We start from the raw sequence: 25481 nt of genomic DNA on the forward strand, positions 1-25481 counted from the left end.
GACCGGTCCGCACAGGGAGAGAGCGCCCTCCCCGCCACCTATTACGCGACTTCGGGAAAAAATTTCCGGGTGACCGGAAAGTGGCCCAATCCCCTGGACCGGCCCAGGGGTACGCGGGCGTCTGATAGATGTGGACCCGTTGAATTGCGGCCTCGAAGAGATACGGGACCACGGTGATGAGCGCCCCAACCCCGGCACCCGGTGACGAAAGCCCCCGCGAGGGGTACTACCCCGACCCGTCCATTCCCGGATACGTCCGGTACTGGAACGGCGCTTCGTGGGTGCCCGGCACGAGCCGGCCCGCCCCTCCCCAGGGCGAGCCGGCGCCCGGCGGAGCGGCGGGCGGACCGCAGCCGGCGGCCCCGGCGTCCGCGTCGGCCGACGCACCGGTGGACGAGACCGGTCCGGTCTTCCTCGACGAGGAGCCGTTCGCGGACAACCGTCCCGAACCAGCCACCGCCTGGCAGGCCGACGCGTCCCGGCAGACCGGCTTCGGCGGGGAGCGCGACCGGCGGGTCTCCTGGGGCGGCACCGGGCAGCCCGGCGAGCAGGACGAACGGGGCGAGCAGGGACGGCCGTCGGGGCCGGAGTCCCGGTCCGGGGCCGCGTCCGGCTCGGGACCGGAGCCCAGCCGGGATCCCCGTATGTCCGCCGAACGGATCCCGGCCGACCGTGTCCCCGCGGTCCGGGCGCCGGGCTCCCGGCTCCCGGCCGATCTCGCCCCCGCGGTCCGGGCGCCCGTCGACCGTGCTCCCGCGGACCCGCGGCGGCCCGCTTCCCCGGACCCGGCGGGGGCTGCGCTGCCGGGCGTGCGCGGCGGTGGCCAGGCACCCGAGAACACCGTCGCGATCCGGGCCGACCGCACGGGCCGCCCCGGTGGCAGCGGTACGGGCAGCGGCGGCGACGCGGGAGGGCCGCCCATCGACGGCACGGTCGCGATCCGTGCCATGGGCCGGGGCACCCGTCCGCCCGCACCCCGGACGACGGAACAGCCGCCCGCGGACGGGACGATGGCGATCCGCGCGCTCACCCCGGGGACCGGTTCGCGGCCTCCCGCGCAGACCCCGGCGCAGACCCCCGCCCCGGCTCCCGGCCCGAGTCCCGCGCCGGCCCCTGCCCCGGCCCCGGCCGCCCTCACCTCGGGCGAGCCCAACAGCCCCATCACGCCGGGCGCGGGCGACGGTGCCGCCTCCTGGCCGCAGCACATCCATCAGCTCGCCCACCCCGAGCAGGCCCCCCGCCCTCAGCCTCAGCTCCCGCTCCAGGCTCAGCAGCCCCCTCCGCAGTTCGGTGCGCAGGGCGGACAGCCGGACCAGCCCGTCGTGCCCTGGAAGCCCCCGGTCGACGACCACTTCCAGCAGCTCGCGCAGGCCCAGGCATCGGCCAGGCCCGCCGGACTCGGCAAGCGGTTCGCCGCCCGGCTCATCGACACGGTGGTGCTGGCCGCGCTGGTCGGCGCGATCGGGTTCCCGCTCGGCTCGCGGGCGATGGACCACATCGACGCGAAGATCAGCGCGGCGAAACTGTCCGGCGAGACGGTCACCGTCTGGCTGGTGGACTCCACCACGGCCGGTCTGTTCGGCGCGGTGCTCGCCGCGTTCCTGGTGCTCGGCGTCCTGGTGGAGGCACTGCCGACCGCCAAGTGGGGCCGTACGCTCGGCAAGAAGCTCTGCGGGCTCGAAGTGCGGGACATCGAGTCCCACGGGGCCCCGGCCTTCGGTGCCGCGCTGCGCCGCTGGCTGGTCTACGGCGTGCTGGGCGTCCTGGTGGTCGGGGTGGTCAATGTGCTCTGGTGCGTGTTCGACCGGCCGTGGCGGCAGTGCTGGCACGACAAGGCGGCGCACACCTTCGTCGCGGGCTGACCCCGGGCGCCGGCCTGTCGCGCCGACCGCGCGGGCCGGCTTCGGGCCAGAGGTCGCGGCCGACATCGGGGCCGACCCGCGCGGGGAGCCGCTGAGCGCACTCGTCCGGCTGACGGCCCATCGGGTGAGGAGCCTCGGGGCAGACCCGTTCCCCCGAACGCACCTGAGCCGTTGCGGGCGCGCGTGGGCCGGGATGCACTGCCCCCATGAGCAACGATCAGCCGACGTCCGGTGAGCCGCCCGAGGACGACCCGTTCCTCAAGAAGCCGCAGGGGTCACAAGGGCCGCAGGAGCCGCCGGGGCCGCAGGAGCCCCAGGGCCCGCAGGGCCCGCCATCGGGTTCGCCCTACGACAGCGCTCCGCCTCCGCCGCCCTACGATCCCGGTCCCTATGGCGGCGGTGGCCCGTACGGGGGTGCCGATCCGCTGGCCGGCATGCCGCCGCTCGGTGAACCGGGAAAGCGGATTCTGGCCCGGCTGATCGACTTCCTGATCATCTCGATCCCGCTGTATCTGATCTCGTTGCCCTGGGGCGGCGCGGTCGAGATGTCGAACGACAACACCAGCAACAACGGTGTCGGCAACGTCTTCAGCCAGACGTACAGCGGCCACCAACTGCTCTGGTCACTGATCGGGCTGGTGGTCTACGTCGCGTACGACACGTACTTCACGCACAAGGACGGCCGGACCATCGGCAAACGGCTGCTGAAGCTGCGGGTCGCGATGCTCAACGACGGCCGGGTGCCGGACACCGGGACGGCGTTCCTGCGGGCCGTGGTGCTGTGGCTGCCGGCGCTGCTGTGCTGCCCCTGCCTGTGGTGGCTGATCAACATCGTGCTCATGTTCACGGACAAGCCCTACCGGCAGGGCCTGCACGACAAGTCGGCGAAGACGGTGGTCGTCCAGACCAACTGAGGCAACAGGCGTCCTCACCGCCCCACGCCTCAAAGGCCTCGGTCTCCGTACGGGTTCGGTCGTCGAACCCGTACGGAGACCGAGGCCTTTGAGCGTCAGCGACGCAGGGAGTGCTCGTTCAGACGCCCGTCCACACGCGCCGTTCCACGCCGCTCGGCCACGCGGGCCGCCGGGATCGAGGCCTGGACGCCGTCGCGGGCGAGACCCTCGGCCTCGACGGCGGCGGAAACCGCGTCCTGGTTCGTACGGGCCGCGGCCCCGGCCCTCGACGACTTCGCTGTTTTCGCCCGGGACGGGAGGGGTACGGTCACGGCCACCAGCAGACCGAGCGCGAGCGCCGCGGTCCCGATGACGGCGATGCCGAGGCCCGAACCCGTACGGGAGAGCAGCAGCATGGCGAGGGTCGAGAAGACGACGGTGACCGAACCGTAGGAGAGCTGTGCGGCAGTGATACGCGGCATGGCGGTATCCGTCCTCGGGGCATCGGATGGGTGGGCAGTCTCTCAACACGGTCGCACTGTCAAGCGACTCTACGACGGTGGATGCCCGAGAGGAGCCGGTAGTAAGCATGGCCTAACCCACGGTGCCGGTGCACGGGGGGCGCACGGAGTCATTCCACGCTCCGGGCTCGGGCTGTGACGCGCCGGTTGCCCGCGTGGTGGACGTCCGGATAACGGAAATGCGCTCCTGCATAGTGCACTTGGCCTGTTCAAGTCAAGATCTGTCTTTTCTCTCGTAACTCCGGTCGAATGTCGTCACTTGTGACGCGTATCCGCGCGCGGCCCCCACCACACCACCCCAGGCCGCAGCCGCGGGCGCCGGGGAGGACTGCATCAAGTGACCACTCATAGACGGGCGCTTCGCGCCGCAGCGGTTGTCGTGGCCATGGCCGCCACTGCCGCCACGGCGTCAGCTTTCGCCACCGCGCAGGCGGATGACCATGCATCAGGAGCCAAGGCCTCCGCGGTCGAGCGCCGCGACCCGGGCTCGGCCAAGGGCAACGAGCACGATCTGAAGGGCCCCTTCAGCGAGCAGCAGGACGCGCAGCGTCAGGCCGCCCTGGAAAAGGTCATATCGGGTGACAAGAAGATATCGAAGCGGGGCGGCTCCCAGGTCGTCAAGCTCGACGACAAGAAGTACGTCGAGCTCGGCCGCGAGAAGACCGACAAGATCTTCACGATCCTGGTCGAGTTCGGCGACAAGGTCGATGACACGACCATGTTCGACCCGGACGGTGACGGCCCGAAGCCTCCTGTCAAGAAGTACGGCGGCACGCCCGGCCCGGCCCACAACACGATCGCCAAGCCGGACCCCAAGAAGGACAACAGCACCGCCTGGCAGGCCGACTACAACCAGGCGCACTTCCAGGACCTCTACTTCGGTACGGGCGCCGGCAAGAACTCGCTGAAGACCTACTACGAGAAGACGTCCTCCGGGCGCTACTCGGTCGACGGCCAGGTCACCGACTGGGTCAAGATCCCGTACAACGAGGCCCGTTACGGTTCCAACTACTGCGGCTCGACCAACTGTGCCAACGTCTGGGACATGGTCCGCGACGGCGTGAACGCCTGGGCCGCCGACCAGAAGGCCAAGGGCCGCACCCCGGAGCAGATCAAGGCGGATCTCGCACAGTACGACCAGTGGGACCGTTACGACTACGACAACGACGGCGACTTCAACGAGCCCGACGGCTACATCGACCACTTCCAGATCGTCCACGCCGGTGAGGACGAGTCCGCGGGCGGCGGTGCGCAGGGCACCGACGCCGTCTGGGCGCACCGCTGGTACGCCTACGGCACCGACGCCGGCGCGACCGGTCCGGCCTACAACAAGGCCGGCGGCACCGAGATCGGTGACACCGGCATCTGGGTCGGCGACTACACCGCGCAGCCCGAGAACGGCGGCCTGGGCGTCTTCGCCCACGAGTACGGCCACGACCTGGGCCTGCCCGACCTGTACGACACCACCAACACCGCCGAGAACTCGGTCGGTTTCTGGTCCCTGATGTCGGCGGGCTCCTGGCTCGGCACCGGCAAGAACCAGATCGGTGACCTGCCCGGCGACATGACCGCCTGGGACAAGCTCCAGCTGGGCTGGCTCAACTACGACGAGGCCAAGGCCGCGACGAAGTCCACCCACAAGCTGGGCGTGTCCGAGTACAACACCAAGGACAAGCAGGCGCTCCTCGTCACACTGCCCGACAAGCCCGTCACCACCGCTGTCACGAAGCCCGCGGAGGGCTCCAAGCAGTGGTGGAGCAACATGGGCGACAACCTGAACAACACCCTGTCCCGCTCGGTCGATCTGACCGGCAAGTCCAAGGCGTCCCTGGACCTCGCGGGCTTCTGGGACATCGAGAAGGACTACGACTTCCTCTACACCGAGGTGTCGGACAACGGCGGCACCAGCTGGACCGCGATCGACGGCACGGCCGACGGCAAGGCGATCCCGCGCGACGCCAGTGACAAGCCGGCCCTGACCGATGTCTCCGGCGCGTACCAGAAGCTCTCCTACCCGCTGGACGCCTACGCGGGCAAGAAGATCGACATCCGCTTCCGTTACACCACCGACGGCGGCGCGGGCGGCGTCGGCTTCGCCGCCGACACCATCTCGGTCAACGCCGACGGTGCCGCGCTCTTCACGGACAACGCCGAGGGCGACGACAACGGCTGGACCGCCAAGGGCTTCTCCCGCGTCGGCGAGTCGTTCACCAAGGACTACCCGCAGTACTACATCGCGGAGAACCGTCAGTACGTCAGCTACGACAAGACCCTCAAGGTCGGACCGTACAACTTCGGCTTCTCCAAGACCCGTCCGGACTGGGTCGAGCACTACCCGTACCAGAACGGTCTGCTCATCTGGCAGTGGGACCGTTCCCAGAAGAACAACAACGTCTCGGCCCACCCGGGCCAGGGCCTGATCCTGCCGATCGACGCGCACGCCAAGCCGCTGAAGTGGGCGGACGGCACGATCATCCGCAACAAGATCCAGCCCTTCGACGCACCCTTCAGCCGGTACGCGACCGACGGCTTCACCCTGCACAACGCCGATGTGCCGGTGCAGATCAAGTCGCAGCTCGGCATCCCGGTCTTCGACGACCACAAGGGAACCTACTGGTACAAGGAGAACAAGACCGGAAGTGTTCAGGTCACTGACACGAACACCCGGATCACGGTCGTCAGCGAGCCGCGCGACGGTTCGACGATGATCGTCAAGGTGGGGCCCTCGCACAAGTAGTTCCGTATCACCGCAGGTCAGAGCTTGATCGGCCGTCGCCCTCTAGCGGGCGGCGGCCGATCGTGTTTAGGTGCCTCTTGTTCAGATCCTTATTGACACGACGTCTCACGGGGGAGCGCGGAGCATGGCAGGCGGAGGGTTCAGCAAGTTGCCGAACGGCACGGTGGTGGTGGCGATCACCCTGACCGGCCCGACGGACGGAACGGGTCCGGGCAGTCCCGTCCGGGTCCTGGTGCACGCGGCCAACCGGGCCCGCGCGCTGACCCGGCTGCGCAATCTGGGCCTGCGTGCCGTCTATCTCCGCGGCAACGCCGAGCCGCCCACCCCCGACGAGATCACCGCCGTGCTCCACCACCCCGACGGGATGCTCTGGCGGGCCCGGCCCCAGCGGGCGCAGGAACTCTGGCATCCGATCCGAGCCCTGCTCCGCCCGTCCGTACCGGCCCGCCGCCCGGCCTGAGGCGGGGACGACGGTGGGAGCGGCGAGGGTGAGCCCTGGCCGACCCGCCCGGCTACACCACGGGCTTGCCGGAGAGCTTCACACCCGCCCTGCGGAGCTCCTCCAGCGCCCGGTCCGTGGTCTCCTCGGCGACCCCCGCGGTCAGATCGAGCAGCACATGCGTCGTGAGACCTGCCCGGACCGCGTCCAGCGCCGTCGCCCGCACGCAGTGGTCGGTCGCGATGCCGACCACGTCGACCTCGGTGATCCCGTGGCTCCGCAGCCAGTCGGCCAGTCCCACACCGTCCTCGTCGAGGCCCTCGAAGCCGCTGTACGCCGCGGCGTAGGCCCCCTTGTCGAACACCGCGTCGATCGCCCCCGAGGCGACCGCCGGGGCGAAATTCGGGTGGAAGCCCACCCCCTCCGTACCGGCGACACAGTGCACGGGCCAGGAGTGCTCGAAGTCCGGCTGCGCGGAGAAGTGGTTGCCGGGGTCGACGTGGTGGTCACGGGTGGCCACCACATGGCGGTACCCGGGCTGGGCCTCGCCGATCAGGTCGGTGATGGCGGCGGCGACATCGGAGCCCCCCGCCACGGCGAGGCTGCCGCCCTCGCAGAAGTCGTTCTGGACGTCCACGACGATCAAGGCGCGGTGCATGGCGGGTGTCCTTCGGTGGGGGACGGGTCGGCGGTCATGAGGGACGTATTCGAGCCTAGAGACTCCGGAGCGGTTCAGGGAGGGGACGGTGCGCCGGCAGCGAGCTCGGGCGCTGCCGGCGGCACCATCGAGCCCGTCCGGCGATGGAGGACGAAACGGCCACCGGGCGGACCGGTCACCGTCCCCGCGCCCGCCCCGTCACACGTACTCCGTGGGGATCACCGGTTCCCCGCGGGACAGCTGCATCGCCGACATCGGCAGCCCCGCCCGCGCCGCCACGTGCCGCGCACGCGCGGCGTCCAACGGCTCACGGGCGATCACCTCACCGCCCCTGACCAGCTCGGCCAGCAAAAGCCGGTCGGCCAGCTCCAGGGGTACGGGACCGGTGCCGATCACCTCCGCCTCGGCCACGCCGTTCGAGTCCAGCCGGCGCGCGGCCCACTTGCGACCGCCCACCGACGACTTCGAGCCGAGCGACTTCTTCGCGACCGGGCGCAGCGGCTCCGCGGGGTCGGCGGATCCGGCGCGGGCGACCAGCTTGTAGACCATCGAGCAGGTGGGCTGCCCGCTGCCGGTCACCAGCTGGGTGCCCACCCCGTACGCGTCGACGGGCGCCGCGGCCAGCGAGGCGATCGCGTACTCGTCCAGATCCGACGTCACCACGATCTTCGTCCCGGTGGCGCCCAGCTCGTCCAGCTGCTGCCGCACCCGGTGCGCGACCAGCAGCAGGTCCCCGGAGTCGATGCGCACGGCACCGAGCTCGGTCCCGGCGACCTCGACCGCCGTACGGACCGCCTCGGCGACGTCGTACGTGTCGACCAGCAGCGTCGTCCCCCGGCCCAGCGAGTCGACCTGGGCCCGGAACGCGTCGCGCTCGGTGTCGTGGAGCAGAGTGAAGGCGTGGGCGCTCGTCCCGACGGTCGGGATGTTGTAGCGGAAGCCCGCGGCCAGGTCGGAGGTGGTGTCGAAGCCCCCGATGTACGCGGCACGCGCCGACGCCACCGCCGACAGTTCATGGGTGCGGCGTGCACCCATCTCGATCAGGCCACGTCCGCCCGCCGCCGCGGACATCCGCGACGCCGCCGCGGCGATCGCCGAGTCGTGGTTGAGGATCGAGAGGATCACCGTCTCCAGCAGCACGCACTCGGCGAAGGAGCCCTCGACCCGCAGGATCGGCGAGCCGGGGAAGTACACCTCGCCCTCCGGGTAGCCCCAGATGTCACCGCTGAACCGGTAGTCGGCCAGCCAGGCGAGCGTGGGTCCGTCGACGACGTTCTGTTCGCGCAGGAAGGTGAGCATCTCGTCGTCGAAGTGAAAGTTCTCCACCGCGTCCAGCACCCGTCCGATGCCCGCGACGACGCCGTAGCGCCGGCCCTCCGGCAGCCGGCGGGTGAATGCCTCGAAGACCGAGCGCCGGTCGGCCGTGCCGGCCTTCAGCGCGGCCTGCACCATCGTGAGCTCGTACTGGTCGGTGAAGAGTGCCGTCGATGGCACACCGACCCGTCGCCCAAGGTCCGCAGAGTTCATGTTCCGGATGCTACCGCTATTTCGTCAGAGTGACGAGATCTCGGGTCGTTTGTGCGATGACCCCTCCCGAGTGGCAGCATGGGGTGGGTGAGCGTCGCCCCCACAGAGATCGAGCGTCCCGAATCGGCCGAGGAGAGTCTCGTTGTCCCCGAGCCCGACGTGCCCTGGGTGACGCTGGTCCACAACGACCCGGTCAATCTCATGAGCTATGTGACCTATGTCTTCCAGGCCTACTTCGGCTACTCCAAGGACAAGGCCCGCAAGCTGATGCTGGACGTCCACCAGAAGGGCCGCGCCGTCGTCTCCAGCGGCAGCCGCGAGGAGATGGAGCGCGACGTCCAGGCCATGCACGGCTACGGGCTGTGGGCCACCCTCACGCAGGACCGCAACTAGACCGATCCGTTCCCCCTCTGCCCCGCCCGACCCACCATCGGAGAAAACCCATGGCCGGCCACTTCGAGGCCACCCCCGGCGGCGGCGCGGCCGTCGCGCTCGACGAGGTGGAGATCGCGATCCTGCGCTCCCTCGCCGTCCAGCTGCTGGAACTGATCGGCCCCGGCGACGAACCCGCCGAGGGCGAGGACCCGCTGGCCGCCCTCTTCGCGGAGGGGCCCAGCAAACCGCCCACCGATCCCGCGCTGGCCCGCCTCTTCCCCGAGGCGTACGGCGACGAGGACAGCGAACTGCGCGCCGCTTCGGCGGAGTTCCGCCGCTTCACCGAGAACGATCTGCGCGCCCGCAAGCGTGTTGACGCCCTCGCCGTCGTACGCACCCTGGACGCCCTGTCCATCGCCGAGGACGGCGGCGCCGTACTCAAGCTCTCCGGTGACGAATGCCGTCACTGGCTCGGTGCCCTCAACGACCTCCGGCTCACCATCGGCACCCGTCTGGAGGTCTCCGACGACGACGAGGGCGAGGCCGGATCGCTCTACCGGCTTCCCGACAGCGATCCGCGCAAGCCGATGGTCATGGCCTATCTCTGGCTCGGCGCGCTCCAGGAAACCCTGGTGGAAACCCTGATGCCGTAGTTCCCGGTTTCCCGGTTTCCCGGTTTCCCGGTTTCCCGGTTTCCCGGTTTCCCGGCTTCCGGGTTTCCGGGTTTCTGGGCTTCCTTTTCCGGTCTCCCGGCCTCGGGCCCCGGTTCTGTGGGCGCCCCGGCGCCGATTCCGGTATCCGGGTCTCCCGGTCCCGGTCCAGGCCGCGGTTTCCGGGTCTCCCAGCCCCGGTTTCCGGGCTTTCCGCGTCCGGGCACCCCGTCTCCCGCGTCAGGGGTGTTCGCTCGACGGACACTCAAATCCGAATGACGATCCCGTCACCTGAACGGTCGCTCATGAGGCGACTGAAAACCCTTGTCCGCTTTTCCCTGTGCTGTGCGCCGCATCGGCTCCAGTGATTCACCCGTGTGCCCGTGATAAATCTTCACGACCACTCGGGGGCGTCACTCTTGTTCCCGAGGGCGCTACAAGCCGGCGACCGCCGGTGGCACTCCATCCATGTCCGGGGGGATCGGGACCCGATCCGCGGCTTCGACGGCGCGGATCGGCGTGGAGAAAGGCGCAGCACATGACATCGGCGCAGGTCGACAAGGGACAGGACGGCCGTCAGGCCGCAGCGGCCGCGGATGCCGGCGCGACGGGCGAGGGGTACCAGCGGGCCCTCGGTGCCCGTCAGATCCAGATGATCGCCATTGGCGGGGCCATAGGCACCGGCCTCTTCCTCGGCGCGGGAAAGGCGATCTCCAAGGCCGGCCCCAGTCTCATCCTGGCTTATGCCGTCGCCGGCCTGGTGATCTTCTTCATCATGCGCGCCCTGGGTGAACTCCTCATGTACCGCCCGGTATCGGGATCCTTCTCGGAGTACGCGCGTGAATTCATCGGCCCCTTCGCCGGCTTTGTCACCGGCTGGACCTACTGGCTGTTCTGGGTCGTCACCGGAATCACCGAAGTCACCGCCGCCGCCCAGTACATGACGTTCTGGTTCGACATTCCGCAATGGGTGTCGGCGCTGGTCTTCACGGTCATCCTGTACGGCGTGAACCTGATCTCCGTAAAGCTCTTCGGGGAACTCGAATTCTGGTTCTCGATGGTCAAGGTGACGGCCATCGTCGGCATGATCCTCATCTGCGCCGGAATTCTCACCCTCGGCTTCTCCGACGCCGGGGACACCGCGTCCGTCGCCCACCTCTGGGACGACGGCGGCTTCTTCCCGCACGGCATCACGGGCACCCTGATGACCCTGCAGATCGTGATGTTCGCGTTCCTCGCCGTGGAACTCGTCGGCGTCACAGCGGGCGAGTCCAAGGACCCGAAGACCGTCCTGCCCAAGGCCATCAACACCGTGCCGTGGCGCATCGCGGTCTTCTACATCGGCGCCCTCGTCATGATCCTCTCCGTGGTCCCGTGGGCCGAGTTCCAGCCCGGCATCTCACCGTTCGTCGCCTCGTTCCGGAAAATGGGCCTCGGTATCGGCGCCGGCATCGTCAACTTCGTCGTACTGACCGCGGCCCTCTCCTCCTGCAACTCCGGCATGTACTCCACCGGCCGCATGCTCCGCGACCTCGCGCTCAACGGGCAGGGCCCGAGGTTCTTCACCCGGCTCACCAGGAGCGGTACCCCGCTCGCCGGCACCACGTTCTCCGCCGCCCTGATGCTCGTCGGCGTCTGGATCAACTACCAGTGGCCCGGTGACGCCTTCACCTACGTCGTCTCCTTCGCCACCATCTCCGGCATGTGGGCCTGGATCATGATCCTCGTCTGCCAGATCCGCTACCGCCGTCTCGCCGACCTCGGCGTGCTCCCGCGCTCCGGCTTCCGGGCCCCCGGTGCCCCGTACACCAGCGTCTTCGCACTGGCCTTCATCGGCCTGGTCGTCGTGATGATGGGCATCGACAGGGACACCAGGGTCTCGCTGTACTGCGCCCCGCTCTGGGCGGCCGTCCTGGGCGTCTCGTACCTGGCGCTCAGGGCCCGCAACCCCGAGAACAAGGCCTTCGCGAAGAGCTGAGACCACCTGTGGCCCGTTCCGGCCCGTCACCAACTCATGACCGGCCCGTCCCCGGACAGCGGGCCGCCCCACGGTCATGTCCACCATGCGGGCCCCGACGTACCACGCCTCGGTACGCCGGGGCCCGCACGCCAAGGCCGGCCATTGACCGGCCCGCCTATCCTGGGCGCCATGCTGACCATCACCCAGACGCTCTACGACCAGATCGTCGCGCACTCCCGTGCCGACCACCCCGACGAGGCGTGCGGCGCGGTCGCGGGCCCGGCCGGAACCGGCCGGGCCGAACGGTTCATCCCCATGCTCAACGCCGCCCGCTCGCCCACCTTCTACGAGTTCGACTCGGGCGACCTCCTCAAGCTCTACCGCGAGATGGACGACCGCGACGAGGAGCCGGTGATCGTCTACCACTCCCACACCGCGACCGAGGCCTACCCCTCCCGCACCGACGTCACGTACGCCAACGAACCCGGCGCGCACTACGTCCTCGTCTCCACCGCGGACACCGACGACGCTGGTCCCTTCCAGTTCCGCTCCTACCGCATCGTGGACGGCGAGATCACCGAGGAGCCCGTCGAGGTCGTCGAGGCGTACCAGCCCGCCTGACCCTCTCGCGCCGCCCGATCCCGCCCGACCTCCTCGCGCCGCCCGACCCCGTCGTTCGACCCCGCCGCCGCGCCGCCCCGTCGGCCGGACGGGGCCGGGCCCACCGCGCCTCTGTCCACCTGGCGAACGCCGATCATCCACCAGGTGAGATCACACTCCGGATCACGGACCGGGAATCGATACGATGACCGCATGGTTCCCCATGACGTGAGCGAGAAGACGCCGGGCATGCTGCTCGTTGCGCGGCTGCACGTCGACCTGTGCAGGCTCTCCAGCGCGATCTGTACGAGCCACCTGCCCGCCGGCCGCCGGGCCTGAGCCGGGCCCGAGGCCCGAGCACCCGTCCGAAACGCACCAACCCCGCGCGGGGGCAGAGCCGCGCGCCCCATGCCATCTCTCCGCATTCGACAGGAGCCCACGCCATGGCCATCGAGGTCCGCATCCCGACCATCCTCCGCACCTACACCGACGGCGCCAAGGCCGTCGAGGGCAACGGAGAGACCCTCGCCGACCTCTTCACGGACCTGGACAGCCGCCACAACGGCATCCGTGAGCGCATCGTCGACGGCGACGAACTCCGCCGCTTCGTGAACGTCTACCTCAACGACGAGGACGTCCGCTTCCTCGACGGCATCTCCACCAAGCTCAGCGACGGCGACAACGTCACCATCCTCCCGGCCGTCGCCGGAGGAGCCGCCGGGGCGACGGCCGGGCGACGGGTGGGCATGAACTGATGCGGTACGACAGCCCGCTCGCCGCGGTGGGCAACACCCCGCTCGTCCGCCTGCCGCGGCTGTCACCCTCGGCCGACGTCCGCATCTGGGCCAAGCTGGAGGACCGCAACCCCACCGGCTCGATCAAGGACCGCCCCGCGCTCCATATGGTCGAAGAGGCGGAGAAGGACGGCCGGTTGACCCCCGGCTGCACCATCCTGGAGCCCACCAGCGGCAACACCGGCATCTCGCTCGCCATGGCGGCCAAGCTCAAGGGCTACCGCATCGTGTGCGTCATGCCGGAGAACACCTCCCAGGAACGGCGCGACCTGCTCGCCATGTGGGGCGCCGAGATCATCTTCTCCCCGGCGGCCGGCGGCTCCAACACGGCCGTACGCGTCGCCAAGGAGCTGGCCGCCGAGCACCCCGACTGGGTGATGCTCTACCAGTACGGCAACCCCGACAACGCGGGCGCCCACTACGCCACCACCGGCCCGGAGATCCTCACCGACCTCCCGTCCGTCACCCACTTCGTGGCGGGCCTCGGCACCACCGGCACGCTCATGGGCGTCGGCCGCTACCTGCGCGAACACAAGCCCGACGTCAAGATCGTCGCCGCCGAGCCGCGCTACGACGACCTGGTCTACGGGCTCCGCAACCTCGACGAGGGCTTCGTGCCCGAGCTGTACGACGCCTCGGTCCTCACCACCCGCTTCTCGGTCGGCTCCGCGGACGCCGTCACCCGTACCCGCGAACTCCTCCAGCAGGAGGGCATCTTCGCGGGCGTCTCCACCGGCGCCGCGCTCCACGCCGCGATCGGAGTGGGGAACAAGGCCGTCAAGGCGGGGGAGCAGGCCGACATCGTCTTCGTCGTCGCGGACGGCGGCTGGAAGTACCTGTCGACGGGTGTCTACACCGCCCCGACGACGGAAGCGGCCATCGAAACGCTGCACGGCCAGCTCTGGGCGTAGCGCCTCTCGTTCGGATCAGGCCGGGCTCGCGTGCTCCGCTCGCTGATCCGGCCCGATCCGAACGAAAGAGCCCAGCCCCTCGTACTCGATCGCCGGACGAGCCGGACGAGCCGGACGAGCCGGACGAGCCGGACGAGCCGGGCGAGCCGGACGAGCCGGACGAGCCGGATGGACCGGACCACCGGCCCGTCCGGCGATCGGGGCCGTCTCCGGGCCGCCCCTCGCCGTGCGCCCCGGCCTCAGCCGAGCCCGCGCACCCGCTCCCACACCCCCGGGTCCACTACCCCCACCCGCCGCCGGAACCCCCGCACGGCAACCTCCCGCAACTCGTCCGTCTCCAGGAAACTCGCCCGCTCCCACGCATCCCCCACCGTTCCCGCGGGCAGCGCGATCACCCCGGGCCGCTCCTGGTGATGCTTGCTGGTGATCTTCGCGACGAGCGCCGAGCCGCCCCGTACCGACAGCACCAGACAGGGCCGGTCCTTCGCCCCGGGCCCGTCCTCGTACGGCACCTCGGCCCACCAGATCTCACCCGGCCGCGGCCCGCGCTCCGGCCCCGTCCCACGCCCCGGCCCCGCCGGCGGGCGCGTCCGCCCGCCCGGCCGCCCACCCGAGCGCGTCCCCGCCGACCTGCCGGAACGCCCGCCCGGCCGCCGCCCGCCCCGCCCCCGCCCATCGGCGAGCGCCGCCACGAGCGCGAGCAGCACGACAACAGCGAATGCGATCCACCACCAGGACATGTCCATGTCTCGACCGTACCGGCGTTCCCCGCCTCTTCCATCGAACCGGTGACAGAGCAGGTGAGTTGCCCCACAACGGACGGCCGTGGAGGAGCGACCGGCTGTTTCGCGCTTTACGCTCGACAAATCGCTCAACAGACCGCACGAACCCTCCCCGTTCCCACGTCTCGGAGGTTCACGCTCCATGAAGCTCACCGTCGTCGGCTGCTCCGGCTCGTTCCCGTCCGCGGGATCGGCGTGTTCGAGCTACCTCGTAGAGGCCGACGGCTTCAGGCTGCTCCTCGACATGGGCAACGGCGCCCTCGGCGAGCTGCAGCGCCATGTCGGTCTCTACGACCTCGACGCCATTTTTCTCAGCCACCTCCATGTCGATCACTGCATCGACATGTGCGCGTACTTCGTCGTCCGTTACTACCGGCACGACGGGGGCCCTGCCGGCCCCCTCCCGGTCTACGGCCCCGACGGCACCGAACAGCGGCTGACCACCGCGCACGGCGACACCCCGTCCGAGCGGGCGATGAGCGAGGTCTTCGACTTCCACACGCTGAAGCCGGGCTCGTTCGAGATCGGCCCCTTCTCGGTCCGCACGGAGAAGGTCTGCCACCCCGTCGACTCCTTCGCCATCCGGATCGAGCACGGCGGCCGCTCTCTCACGTACTCCGGCGACACGGGCGCCTGCGAAGCCCTGGACGAGCTTGCCGAGGGCGTCGACCTGTTCCTCTGCGAAGCATCGTTCATCCATGGCAAGGAGGACATCCCGGACCTCCACCTCAACGGCCGCGAGGCGGGCGAGATCGCCGCCCGCGCCGGAGTGGGACGTCTTGTCCTCACCCACATCCCGCCGTGGACCGACGCCGACCGCAACCTGGCCGACGCCCGCATGTTCTTCGACGGACCGGTCGAGGTGGCGGCGCCGGGCGCGGTCTACGAGATCTGAAGTCCGGCCCGACGCCGGGGGACGACGAAGCCCTCACCTCCCGCCGGGGAGGTGAGGGCTTCGAGCCGTTGCGGCCTGCGGGCGGGGCCCGCGACGAGGGCTACTTCGCCTCGGCCTTGAGGAGCTCGGCCAGTTCCTCGTCGGACTCGCGGCCCGGCGTCGGCAGGTTGAACTTGGTGATCGCGAAGCGGAAGACGACGTAGTAGACCACCGCGAAGCAGAGACCGACCAGCACCAGCAGCCATGGCTTGCTCGCGATGCCGAGGTTCAGGAAGAAGTCGACCGCGCCGGCGGAGAAGCCGAAGCCGTCCTTCATGCCGAGGCCCCAGGTGAGGGCCATCGAGACACCGGTGAGCACCGCGTGGATCGCGTACAGCGCCGGGGCGATGAACATGAAGGTGAACTCGATCGGCTCGGTCACACCGGTGACGAACGCGGTGAGGGCGAGGGAGAACATCATTCCGCCGACGACCTTGCGGCGCTCGGGACGGGCGCAGTGGACGATCGCGAGGCAGGCCGCCGGGAGGGCGAACATCATGATCGGGAAGAAGCCGGTCATGAACTGTCCGGCCGTCGGGTCACCGGCCAGGAAGCGGTTGATGTCGCCGCTCTTGCCGTGGTACTCACCGGCCTGGAACCACGGGAACGAGTTCAGCAGGTGGTGCATGCCGACCGGGATCAGCGCACGGTTGGCGACACCGAAGATGCCCGCGCCGACCGCGCCCGAACCGACCAGCCACTCACCGAAGTTGTGCAGTCCGGTGCCGAGCACCGGCCAGATGTATCCGAAGACGACGCCGATGACCAGGCCCGCGAAGGCGGAGAGGATCGGGACCAGGCGGCGACCGCCGAAGAAGCCCGCCCAGGCCGGCAGCTTCGTCCGGTAGAACCGCTGGTAGAGCAGCGCGACGACGATGCCCATCACCACACCGCCGAGGACCTTGGCGTCCACGGGGGCGTCCGTCATGACCACCTTGCCGTCGACGACCGTCGCGACCTGCGGCAGGTTGCTGTCGGTGAAGGTGGCGAGCACCTTCTGGAAGACCAGGTAGCCGGTGACGGCGGCGAGGGCGGTCGAGCCGTCCGACTTCTTGGCGAAGCCGATCGCGATACCGACGGCGAACAGCAGCGCCATGTTGTCGAGAATCGCGTTGCCACCCGCGGCCATGAAGCTCGCGATCTTGGTGACGAAGTCCGGGAACGAGTCCCTGCCGAGCATGTCGTCGTTGCCGAGACGCACCAGGAGCGCGGCCGCGGGCAGCACCGCGACCGGCAGCATGAGGCTGCGGCCGATGCGCTGCATGACCGCCATCACGCCGGCGCCCTTCTTCCTGGTGACCGCGGGCGCGGTGTCTGCCGTAGACATCTTCTTCCTCCATTGGACAAGGCGCCGCCCAGGTCGATGAGGGGGGAGGCGACGACTCGAAGAACGCGGCAGAGCGCCACGTGGTCTGGACCACTCAGTGGTGTAGACCAGTTGTAGCATGATGTGGGTTGGATAAGGAACCTTCGCATCCGACTACTTCGCATGAGCAATCATCCACGCTCGGTGACATGGCGAAGACCCCCGGACCAAGGGGTCCGAGGGCCTGCTCCAACCGGGTCGAAAGACCCTGGTGACGTGCTACTTCGTGAGGTCTCTCTCGATCTCGGCCTCCAGTTCGTCCGGCTCTCGGCCCGGCGTCTGGAGATTGAATTTGGTGATCGCGAACCGGAAGATCACGTAATACACGGCGGCGAGGACCAGGCCGATCGGAATGATCAGCCACGGTTTGGTCGCCAGGCTCCAGTTGATGACGTAGTCGATCAGACCCGCGGAGAAGCTGAAGCCGTCCTTGACCCCGATCGCCCACGTCACCGCCATCGAGACACCGGTGAGCACCGCGTGGATCGCGTACAGCAGCGGCGCGACGAAGAGGAACGAATACTCGATCGGCTCGGTGATACCCGTCACGAACGACGTCAGGCCGACCGAGAGCATCATGCCGCCGACCGCCTTGCGGCGATGCGGCTTGGCGCAGTGGTAGATCGCCAGAGCCGCCGCGGGCAGGGCGAACATCATGATCGGGAAGAAGCCCGAGGTGAACTGACCGGCCGTCGGGTCGCCCGCGAGGAAGCGGTTGATGTCACCGTGCACGACCGTGCCGTCCGGCTTGGTGAAGTCGCCGAACTGGAACCAGACGAACGTGTTCAGGAACTGGTGGAGACCGATGACCAGCAGCGCGCGGTTGGCGACACCGAAGATGCCGGAGCCGGCCCAGTCCAGGTCCACCAGCCACTTGGAGAAGCTGGTCAGACCGTCCCCGATCGGCTGCCAGAGCCATGCGCACAGCGCGGCGAAGAGCAGGCCGACGAACGCCATGATGATCGGGACGAGCCGGCGGCCGTTGAAGAAGCCCAGCCAGTCCACCAGCTTGACCCGGTGGTACCGCTGCCAGAACCAGGCGGACAGCAGACCCATCACGATGCCGCCGAACACCCCGGGGTTCTGGTACTGCGCGGCCGTCACCTTGGCGTTGCCGGTGACGCAGGTGCCGAACCAGGTGCCGCCCGAGGTGAAGGTCGAGCCGGGCGCGCAGTCCACCGGGAAGGCGTGCAGTACCGCGTAGTAGACGAGGAAGCCGGCCACCGCGGCGAGTGCGGTCGAACCGTCCGACTTCTTCGCCATGCCGATCGCCACACCGATGCAGAACAGCAGCGGGAGACCGAGCCCCGAGTCGAGCAGCGCACCGCCCGCGGCCTCGAACACCTTGGCCACGTTGCCCCAGCGCAGGCCCTCGTCGCCGAATACGTCCGGCTGGCCCAGCCGGTTGAGAATGCCCGCCGCGGGCAGGACGGCGATCGGGAGCTGGAGGCTGCGGCCCATCTTCTGGAGGCCTTGGAAGAAGCCGTTCCACCATGTCCTCCGTGGCACTGCGGCGCTGCTTGAGCTCATCGGCGTCCTCCCGGAACACGGCGCGGTCGGCGGTCGTTGCAGACTGGTGTAGACCAATTGAGGTACGGTGCGTAACCCGCCTGGAAGGCAGGGCACCGGTGATCGTCATCATTGAGGACGGTCCAGACACCCGCCCGCGAAGCTGGGCCAAACGTGCGTTACGGTGACGAAACGGACCCAGGGTGGGCCGTCGCACGCATGTGAACAACCAGGGAGAAGGCCATGGCCAGCAAGGCTGAGAAGATCGTCGCCGGGCTCGGCGGTATCGAGAACATCGACGAGATCGAAGGCTGCATCACGCGCCTCCGCACCGAGGTCCACGACCCCAGCAAGGTCGACGAAGCCGCGCTCAAGGCCGCCGGAGCCCACGGCGTCGTCAAGATGGGCACCGCGATCCAGGTCGTCATCGGTACCGACGCCGACCCCATCGCCGCCGACATCGAAGACATGATGTGACCGGCCGCCGGACCCTCCGCATAGCCACCCGCTGAGCCGGACCGCTCAGCACCACACAGGCCCCGCCCGCCCGGACGGGGCCTGTGCCGCACCCGAACGGGAGCCGCGCCGGGCCCCGCACGGCACCGCGCCGACCCCGCACGGCATCGCTCCGGCAGCCGCCCCCGGCACCCGAACGGGCGCCATCCCCGCACCGGATACAGTCGACGCCATGTCTCGTATCGACGGCCGCACCCCCGAACAGCTCCGCCCCGTCACCATCGAACGCGGATGGAGCAAGCACGCCGAAGGCTCCGTACTCATCTCCTTCGGCGACACCAAGGTCTTCTGCACCGCCTCCGTCACCGAGGGCGTCCCCCGCTGGCGCAAGGGCAGCGGCGAAGGCTGGGTCACCGCCGAATACTCCATGCTGCCCCGCTCCACCAACACCCGCGGCGACCGGGAATCCGTACGCGGCAAGATCGGCGGCCGCACCCACGAGATCAGCCGGCTCATCGGCCGCTCCCTGCGCGCCGTTGTCGACTACAAGGCCCTCGGCGAGAACACCATCGTCCTGGACTGCGACGTCCTCCAGGCCGATGGCGGCACCCGCACCGCCGCCATCACCGGCGCCTACGTCGCCCTCGCCGACGCCGTCACCTGGGCCCAGCACAAGAAGCTCGTCAAGCACGGCCGCAAGCCGCTGACCGACACCGTCTCCGCGATCAGCGTCGGCATCGTCGACGGCACCCCCCTCCTCGACCTCTGCTACGAGGAGGACGTCCGCGCCGACACCGACATGAACGTCGTCTGCACCGGCGACGGCCGCTTCGTCGAGGTCCAGGGCACCGCCGAGGCCACCCCCTTCGACCGCAAGGAACTGGGCGCCCTCCTCGACCTCGCCACCGCCGGCTGCGCGGACCTCACCGTCTTCCAGAACGACGCCCTCGCCCGCACCCTCGGCGAGTGACTCCCCCCGCGAGGCACGGGTAAAGAAGCAACCAAGTACGCACCGCAACGCGTCGTTGCGAACACGGGCGCACGGGTCGAACCGTGCGCCCGTCCGTGTATCCGCACCCGGGGAGGAACCGCACCATGGCCAAGGCCGCCCGCCACCGCCGCATCGCCGTCGCGCTGACCCTGACCGCCCTCACCGTCACCGCGGCAGCCGGCTGCGGCGCCGTCGACAAGGCGCTCGACTGCGTGCGCACCGCCGACGCCATCGCCACCGGCGTCGACAACCTCCAACAGGCCGTCTCCAACGCCTCGAACGACCCCACTCAGGCATCGGAAGCCCTCGACGCCATCGAGAAGGAGCTCGGCGACCTCGGCGACAAGACCGACAACGCCGACCTCGGCAAGGCCGTCGACCACCTCCGGTCCGGCGTCGGCAATGTCCGCGACGCCATCGACAAGGGCGACGCCACCCCCGACATCACCCCGGTCACCGCCGCCGCCAAGGAGATCGGCAAGGTCTGCACCCCCTGACAGCCGGGACAGCCGTGACGGTCCTGCACGTCCTGACCGCCACCGATACTGGGTGACATGACCCGCCTCATCCTCGCCACCCGCAACGCCGGGAAGATCACCGAACTCCACGCGATCCTCGCCGACGCAGGCCTCGACCACGAACTCGTCGGCGCGGACGCGTACCCGCACATCCCCGACGTCAAGGAGACCGGCGTCACCTTCGCCGAGAACGCCCTCCTCAAGGCCCACGCGCTCGCCAAGGCCACCGGCCACCCCGCGATCGCCGACGACTCCGGCCTCTGCGTGGACGTACTCGGCGGCGCCCCCGGCATCTTCTCCGCCCGCTGGGCCGGCACCCACGGCGACGACCGGGCCAACCTGGACCTGCTCCTGGCCCAGCTCTCCGACATCGACCACCCCCACCGCGGCGCCCACTTCGCCTGCGCGGCGGCCCTGGCCCTCCCCGACGGCACGGAACGCGTGGTCGAGGGCCGTCTGCTGGGCACCCTGCGCCACACCCCGTCCGGCACGAACGGCTTCGGCTACGACCCGATCCTCCAGCCGGAGGGCGAGACCCGCACCTGCGCCGAGCTGACCCCGGTGGAGAAGAACGCGATCAGCCACCGCGGCAAGGCGTTCCGGGCCCTGGTGCCGGTGGTGCGGGAGCTGGTGGGGTGACGCCCAAAAAGGGCCGTCGCCTTCGAGGCGAAGGCGACGGCCCTTTTTGCCTGTGGGCCCGGTGGGACTCGAACCCACGACACACCGGACCTAAACCGGCGCCCTCTTGGCCAGCTGGGGTACGGACCCGCGTATCCCACTCTACTGTGCGCCGTGGCGTCGCTTCGCGAAGGTTTCGGTCTGACTGTGGCAGGACGGGCACAGGTAGCGCAGGTTCTCCTGGCGGTTGTCGAGCCGGTCGCCGTTGATGTGGTCGATCTCCAGAACGATGCGCATCCCCCGCCAGGTGTCACCGATGCCGCACCTCACGCATACGTGAGGAACCTTGGTCTCATCGAGTGCCCGTCGCAACAAGGATGTGTTCGTCCGCGACGCTCCGGACTCCAGGCGCTGAAGTATCTCGGCCGCTGGTTTGCGGTACGGAGAACGTGTGCCGTGACAATGGCCTTGGCCGGAGAAGTGAGTAGTTGACAGGCCGTACGCCTCGATATCCCGCTTCACGCGAGCACGGGTGCCACCGTTATCGACGTAGCCGAGGAGCTTCAAGACGCTGGCCAGACTCCGGGACTGGATGACGGCCGATGCCAGTTCATCGCGTGGTGTGGAAGGCGTCCCATACCTGCGTCCGCTGGTGAAGTGGGAGGTGTCGATCTCGAGGCGATCGAGCTTCCTTCGTATGTAGGCGTACGGGCTGTCGCTCGGCGGCAGGCCCATGTACACGAACATCTCCCGGATGCTGTGCGAGTGGGCGGCGGCTTCAGCAAGAAGCTCCGCCGTGTAACTGCGGTGCTCTCGATTCGGAAGAGGCTCCTCGACGAAGTGGGACGTGTCGATGCCGTAGTGCTGCAGCCGGTCACGCAGGTATCGGCGCGGACGGCTGCCCAGCGGGGCGCCGAGCCGACGCAAAACGTCGACGAGGCTGGTCGAAGCGGCTGCGGTTCGTACGAGCAGGTCACGAGGATACTTATTTTGCTCGCTCATGCCGATTTCCTGCGCTTGCGACCGCGGTAAGTGTCTGTTGCGGCATGGCAGTTGGGACAGAGGAGCCGAAGGTTATCTTGGCGGTTGTCCCACCAGTCGCCCGCTGATGTGGTCGACTTCGAGTCTCAACGGCTGGCCCAACCACTCTCCTCTGTTGCCACACAGGGCGCATGCGTCTTCAACTCCGCTGCGGATCAGTTCGCGACGCAGTCGTTCGCCGGGAATTCTGCCGGCGGACGGAGAACCGAGAACCAGGGGGGTCCCCAGCGCCCCTCTGGGCCTGCGGGGAGGAGTACGCAGGAAATGTGACGTGTCGATGCGCAGCGCGGCTATGCGGCGGCCGATGTGTGCCTGATTGCCGCCCACGGGACTGATGCCCAATCGGCGTACTGCCTCGGCCACGCTCTTGGAGCAGGCGACCAGTTCGCGCAGCGTCTCTTCGGTGTGGCGCACCCTTGTGTCGACGAAGTGCGAGATGTCTATCCCCGCCCCAGCCATCTTGGCCCGCAGATATCTCCGGCTCCCCGGCGTCGGTGTCCCACCGCACCAACGGACCGCATCATCCGCGTTCGTGGTCTCCCGCGCCGCTTCTTCGAGCAGTTCGCGGGTATACCGAACCGGCATGTTCCCCTCCGCATCCGACCGCACGTTCGCGGCCTCGTGCGGATCAACGAGTCTTATATCGGACAGTCACGTCCGATATCCGACAAGATGTGGAATGGCTCGCACCGCTTCAACCGAGGCCGAAGGTGGTGCGGGCCATTTCGTCGAGAGACGGTGTCCGCGGGTCAGAACCTCGGATCCGGTGTCTGGGCCGCAGCCAGTTCCGCCGCCTCCTCCTCCGTCTCCACCGAGGGCGGGGAGCCGGCCAGGGGCTGCTGGGCGGTCTCCTTCATGCAGGCCACCGCGATCACGCCGACCAGGGCCGCCGCCATCGCGTAGTAGGCCGGCATCAGGTTGGTGCCGCTCCAGCTGATCAGGGCCGTGATCACCAGCGGGGTGGTACCGCCGAAGAGGGAGGCCGAGAGGTTGTAGCCCACCGAGAGGGAGCCGTAGCGGACCTGGGTGGGGAAGAGGGCCGGGAGGGCGGCGGACATGGTGCCCAGCATGCAGACCAGGGAGAGGCCCAGCATCAGCATGCCGGTCGTGATCGCGGGGATGCCGCCCTGGCGGATGAGGAGGAAGGCCGGGAGGGAGAGGAAGAAGAAGCCGAGCATGCCGGTCATCAGGAGCGGCTTGCGGCCGAAGCGGTCGGAGAGCTTGCCGACCTGACTGATGATCAGCATCAGGAAGGCCATGACGACGAGCAGGACGAGCAGGCCGTGCGTCTCGCTGTAGCCGAGTGCGTCGGAGAGGTAGGTCGGCATGTACGACAGCAGCATGTAGTCGGTGATGTTGTACGCGCCGACCAGGCAGATGCAGAGGATCAGCGTCGGCCAGTACTCCCGGAAGATCGTGGCGAGGTCGCCCTTGGCGGTGGTCTCGACGCCGTCGGCGGCCTCGGTCGCGTGCGCGGTGCCGCCCTCCAGTTTCTGGAAGGCGGGGGTCTCGTCGAGGCGCAGTCGCAGGTAGAGACCGACCAGGCCCAGCGGGCCCGCGACGAGGAACGGGATGCGCCAGCCCCAGGCGTCCATCTGGCCGGAGTCGAGTATCGCGGTCAGCGCGGTGACGAGTCCGGCGGCGCCCACGTAGCCGGCCAGCGTGCCGAATTCGAGGAAGCTGCCGAAGTAGCCGCGGCGTTTGTCGGGGGCGTACTCGGCGATGAAGGTGGAGGCGCCGCCGTATTCACCGCCGGTGGAGAAGCCCTGGACCAGGCGGAAGAAGATCAGCAGGGCGGGGGCCCAGAGCCCGATGGAGTCGTGCGAGGGGATGACTCCGATCGCGAAGGTGCCGACCGCCATCATGATCATGGTGAGGGCGAGGACCTTCTTGCGGCCGATCCTGTCGCCCATGGGGCCGAAGAACATTCCGCCGAGGGGTCGTACGAGGAAGGCGACGGCGAAGGTGGCGAAGGAGGAGAGGAGCTGGGTGGTGTCGTTCCCGGACGGGAAGAAGACATGGCCCAGGGTGACGGCCAGGTAGGAGTAGATGCCGAAGTCGAACCACTCCATGGCGTTGCCGAGTGATGCCGCCTTCACCGCTCGCTTGACCGCCCGGTCGTCGGTGACGGTGATGTCCGTCCGGCGCAGCCTCGGGTTCTTCCGCTGCCGGATGGCGCGGAACAGGGTGGGGTGGCGTTTGACCGCTTCCGGATCGGCCGCCTGGTGGGGGTCGGGGGCCGCCATGGCCGGGTCCTTTCCTCGGGTGGGTGTTCGGGAAAGGCTTCTGCGCGGTCATGGCGGTCGCAAACCGAATCGGTGACCGAATGCGATGTCCCTCACATGCATTCGGCCGTCCGGGGGCTCCTGGACTTCCGCCAGGGGTTCGGCGGTCGCGGGAGCCGTTCTCGGCGGGGCGGGTCAGATGCCGAGGTCCTTGATGATCTTGGCTACGTGGCCGGTGGCCTTGACGTTGTAGAGGGCTCGCTCGACCTTGCCCTCCTCGTCCACGACGATCGTGGAGCGGATGACGCCCGTCACCGTTTTGCCGTAGAGCTTCTTCTCGCCGAAGGCGCCGTATGCCTCAAGGGTCTCCTTGGAGGGGTCGCCGACCAGGGTGACCTTGAGGCTCTCCTTCTCGCGGAACTTGGCGAGCTTCTCGGGCTTGTCGGGGGAGACGCCGATGACGTCGTATCCGGCGCCGGTGAGCAGCTCCAGGTTGTCGGTGAAGTCGCAGGCCTGCTTGGTGCAGCCGGGGGTGAGGGCGGCCGGGTAGAAGTACACGATGACCTTGCGGCCCTTGTGGTCGGCGAGCGAGATCTCGTTGCCGTCGGCGTCGGGGAGGGTGAAGGCGGGGGCGGTGTCGCCGGGCTGGAGTCGCTCGCTCATGGTTCTCCTCAGGTGGCACGTGGGGTGTACGGGACCGAGCGTAATAGGGGTGCCGCCGGGTGCGTGGGCGGTCGAGCTGACAGACTGTCGATGAAGGTTTACCGGACGAGGACCACGGAGGCGGCGCGGTGTCGGATGCCAGGACCCCTGCGCAGATCGAGGCGGACATCATCAGCAGGCGTGAGCAGCTTGCGGTGGTGCTCGATGAGATCGGGGTGCGGGTGCACCCGAAGACGATCATGGGTGATGCGAAGGCCAAGGCCGCCGAGGCGGTGGACCGGACGGCGGGGCGGGCTTTTGTCGCGGTGAACCGGACGGTTTCGGACGTGAAGGCGCAGTTCGTGTCCGAGGACGGTGCTCCGCGTATGGAGCGGGTGATTCCGGCGGCGTTGCTCGCGGTGGGGGTCGTGGGTCTGGTCGTGGTGTCGAAGCGGCGCAGGAAGAACTGATG

At 69.0% G+C, this 25481-nt stretch carries 26 protein-coding genes, 1 tRNA gene and 1 pseudogene; 17 read left to right on the plus strand and 11 right to left on the minus strand.

What is annotated here, in order from left to right; translation table 11 throughout:
- Positions 1-176 precede the first annotated feature (176 nt).
- A complete protein-coding gene (locus ACZ68L_RS23415; RefSeq protein WP_469579812.1) occupies positions 177-1862 on the plus strand; it encodes an RDD family protein in 1686 nt (561 codons plus the stop codon).
- 206 nt (positions 1863-2068) lie between these two features.
- Positions 2069-2776: an RDD family protein gene (locus ACZ68L_RS23420; protein ID WP_469579813.1), complete on the plus strand. Its 708-nt coding sequence runs from the start codon at positions 2069-2071 to the stop codon at positions 2774-2776.
- A gap of 95 nt (positions 2777-2871) precedes the next feature.
- Here the strand turns inward: ACZ68L_RS23420 and ACZ68L_RS23425 are convergent, their stop codons facing one another.
- A complete protein-coding gene (locus tag ACZ68L_RS23425) occupies positions 2872-3237 on the minus strand; it encodes a hypothetical protein (RefSeq protein WP_469579815.1) in 366 nt (121 codons plus the stop codon).
- 376 nt (positions 3238-3613) lie between these two features.
- On the opposite strand from ACZ68L_RS23425, the gene ACZ68L_RS23430 reads away from it, so the two are divergent.
- Both ACZ68L_RS23430 and ACZ68L_RS23435 read left to right on the plus strand, forming a co-directional pair.
- A complete protein-coding gene (locus tag ACZ68L_RS23430) occupies positions 3614-6013 on the plus strand; it encodes an immune inhibitor A domain-containing protein (RefSeq protein ID WP_469579817.1) in 2400 nt (799 codons plus the stop codon).
- A 124-nt stretch (positions 6014-6137) separates the two neighbouring features.
- Positions 6138-6473, plus strand: a complete 336-nt coding sequence (locus ACZ68L_RS23435; RefSeq protein WP_469579819.1) for a hypothetical protein — start codon at positions 6138-6140, stop codon at positions 6471-6473.
- 52 nt (positions 6474-6525) lie between these two features.
- Here ACZ68L_RS23435 and ACZ68L_RS23440 read toward each other — a convergent pair whose 3' ends face one another.
- Both ACZ68L_RS23440 and ACZ68L_RS23445 read right to left on the minus strand, forming a co-directional pair.
- Complete coding sequence (locus tag ACZ68L_RS23440) at positions 6526-7110, minus strand: nicotinamidase (RefSeq protein ID WP_469579821.1); 585 nt, start codon at positions 7108-7110, stop codon at positions 6526-6528.
- Positions 7111-7308: 198 nt separating this feature from the next.
- Positions 7309-8637: a nicotinate phosphoribosyltransferase gene (locus ACZ68L_RS23445; RefSeq protein ID WP_469579823.1), complete on the minus strand. Its 1329-nt coding sequence runs from the start codon at positions 8635-8637 to the stop codon at positions 7309-7311.
- A gap of 78 nt (positions 8638-8715) precedes the next feature.
- On the opposite strand from ACZ68L_RS23445, the gene clpS reads away from it, so the two are divergent.
- The 7 genes from clpS (at position 8716) to ACZ68L_RS23480 (ending at position 13927) form a co-directional block, all read left to right on the plus strand.
- On the plus strand, positions 8716-9030 hold the full coding sequence (gene clpS, locus ACZ68L_RS23450) for an ATP-dependent Clp protease adapter ClpS (protein WP_469579825.1): 315 nt from the start codon (positions 8716-8718) through the stop codon (positions 9028-9030).
- Between the two features lie 50 nt (positions 9031-9080).
- Positions 9081-9665 carry a DUF2017 domain-containing protein gene (locus tag ACZ68L_RS23455; protein ID WP_469579826.1) on the plus strand — a complete coding sequence of 195 codons (585 nt, stop codon included), beginning with the start codon at positions 9081-9083 and terminating at the stop codon, positions 9663-9665.
- A 535-nt stretch (positions 9666-10200) separates the two neighbouring features.
- Complete coding sequence (locus ACZ68L_RS23460) at positions 10201-11640, plus strand: amino acid permease (protein ID WP_469579827.1); 1440 nt, start codon at positions 10201-10203, stop codon at positions 11638-11640.
- 171 nt (positions 11641-11811) lie between these two features.
- Positions 11812-12243 (plus strand): M67 family metallopeptidase, encoded by a 432-nt coding sequence (locus ACZ68L_RS23465; protein WP_469579828.1) that lies wholly within the window; start codon positions 11812-11814, stop codon positions 12241-12243.
- Between the two features lie 192 nt (positions 12244-12435).
- Positions 12436-12561 carry a putative leader peptide gene (locus ACZ68L_RS23470; protein WP_469579829.1) on the plus strand — a complete coding sequence of 42 codons (126 nt, stop codon included), beginning with the start codon at positions 12436-12438 and terminating at the stop codon, positions 12559-12561.
- A 104-nt stretch (positions 12562-12665) separates the two neighbouring features.
- Positions 12666-12977, plus strand: coding sequence for a MoaD/ThiS family protein (locus tag ACZ68L_RS23475; protein WP_469579831.1), 312 nt, complete (start codon positions 12666-12668; stop codon positions 12975-12977).
- A complete protein-coding gene (locus ACZ68L_RS23480) occupies positions 12977-13927 on the plus strand; it encodes a PLP-dependent cysteine synthase family protein (RefSeq protein WP_469579833.1) in 951 nt (316 codons plus the stop codon). The genes ACZ68L_RS23475 and ACZ68L_RS23480 overlap by 1 nt, the downstream gene beginning before the upstream one ends.
- Before the next feature lie 239 nt (positions 13928-14166).
- On the opposite strand, the gene ACZ68L_RS23485 is transcribed toward ACZ68L_RS23480, so the two are convergent.
- A complete protein-coding gene (locus ACZ68L_RS23485; RefSeq protein WP_469579835.1) occupies positions 14167-14673 on the minus strand; it encodes a type II toxin-antitoxin system PemK/MazF family toxin in 507 nt (168 codons plus the stop codon).
- A gap of 178 nt (positions 14674-14851) precedes the next feature.
- On the opposite strand from ACZ68L_RS23485, the gene ACZ68L_RS23490 reads away from it, so the two are divergent.
- On the plus strand, positions 14852-15604 hold the full coding sequence (locus ACZ68L_RS23490) for an MBL fold metallo-hydrolase (RefSeq protein ID WP_469579836.1): 753 nt from the start codon (positions 14852-14854) through the stop codon (positions 15602-15604).
- Between the two features lie 100 nt (positions 15605-15704).
- On the opposite strand, the gene ACZ68L_RS23495 is transcribed toward ACZ68L_RS23490, so the two are convergent.
- Complete coding sequence (locus ACZ68L_RS23495) at positions 15705-16970, minus strand: PTS transporter subunit EIIC (RefSeq protein WP_469579838.1); 1266 nt, start codon at positions 16968-16970, stop codon at positions 15705-15707.
- A 258-nt stretch (positions 16971-17228) separates the two neighbouring features.
- On the minus strand, positions 17229-18539 hold the full coding sequence (locus tag ACZ68L_RS23500; protein WP_469579840.1) for a PTS transporter subunit EIIC: 1311 nt from the start codon (positions 18537-18539) through the stop codon (positions 17229-17231).
- A gap of 222 nt (positions 18540-18761) precedes the next feature.
- On the opposite strand from ACZ68L_RS23500, the gene ACZ68L_RS23505 reads away from it, so the two are divergent.
- From ACZ68L_RS23505 to rdgB, 4 genes are all read left to right on the plus strand, one after another.
- Positions 18762-18995, plus strand: a complete 234-nt coding sequence (locus ACZ68L_RS23505) for a PTS sugar transporter subunit IIB (RefSeq protein WP_014156020.1) — start codon at positions 18762-18764, stop codon at positions 18993-18995.
- A 211-nt stretch (positions 18996-19206) separates the two neighbouring features.
- Complete coding sequence (rph, locus tag ACZ68L_RS23510; protein ID WP_469579841.1) at positions 19207-19944, plus strand: ribonuclease PH; 738 nt, start codon at positions 19207-19209, stop codon at positions 19942-19944.
- 125 nt (positions 19945-20069) lie between these two features.
- Entirely contained in the window at positions 20070-20462 is a 393-nt protein-coding gene (locus ACZ68L_RS23515; RefSeq protein WP_469579843.1) for a hypothetical protein, read from the plus strand.
- A gap of 57 nt (positions 20463-20519) precedes the next feature.
- Complete coding sequence (rdgB, locus tag ACZ68L_RS23520) at positions 20520-21122, plus strand: RdgB/HAM1 family non-canonical purine NTP pyrophosphatase (protein ID WP_469579845.1); 603 nt, start codon at positions 20520-20522, stop codon at positions 21120-21122.
- 53 nt (positions 21123-21175) lie between these two features.
- Here rdgB and ACZ68L_RS23525 read toward each other — a convergent pair.
- The 5 genes and pseudogenes from ACZ68L_RS23525 to bcp all read right to left on the minus strand — a co-directional run bounded on the left by ACZ68L_RS23525 (position 21176) and on the right by bcp (position 25030).
- Positions 21176-21251: transfer RNA gene (locus tag ACZ68L_RS23525), tRNA-Leu, on the minus strand.
- A 12-nt stretch (positions 21252-21263) separates the two neighbouring features.
- The gene (locus tag ACZ68L_RS23530; protein WP_469579846.1) at positions 21264-22103 is read right to left on the minus strand and encodes an HNH endonuclease signature motif containing protein; all 840 of its coding nucleotides are present in this window, start codon (positions 22101-22103) and stop codon (positions 21264-21266) included.
- Positions 22100-22727, minus strand: a pseudogene (locus tag ACZ68L_RS23535) (HNH endonuclease signature motif containing protein). The gene ACZ68L_RS23530 and the pseudogene ACZ68L_RS23535 overlap by 4 nt, the downstream one beginning before the upstream one ends.
- Before the next feature lie 164 nt (positions 22728-22891).
- Positions 22892-24388 carry a glycine betaine/L-proline transporter ProP gene (gene proP, locus ACZ68L_RS23540; protein WP_469579848.1) on the minus strand — a complete coding sequence of 499 codons (1497 nt, stop codon included), beginning with the start codon at positions 24386-24388 and terminating at the stop codon, positions 22892-22894.
- Positions 24389-24562: 174 nt separating this feature from the next.
- Positions 24563-25030 carry a thioredoxin-dependent thiol peroxidase gene (gene bcp / locus ACZ68L_RS23545; protein ID WP_469579850.1) on the minus strand — a complete coding sequence of 156 codons (468 nt, stop codon included), beginning with the start codon at positions 25028-25030 and terminating at the stop codon, positions 24563-24565.
- 128 nt (positions 25031-25158) lie between these two features.
- Between bcp and ACZ68L_RS23550 the strand changes: the two genes are divergently transcribed.
- The gene (locus ACZ68L_RS23550; RefSeq protein ID WP_469579853.1) at positions 25159-25479 is read left to right on the plus strand and encodes a DUF3618 domain-containing protein; all 321 of its coding nucleotides are present in this window, start codon (positions 25159-25161) and stop codon (positions 25477-25479) included.
- The last annotated feature ends 2 nt before the right edge of the window (positions 25480-25481 follow it).

This window comes from Streptomyces sp. NPDC104309 (assembly GCF_055584025.1).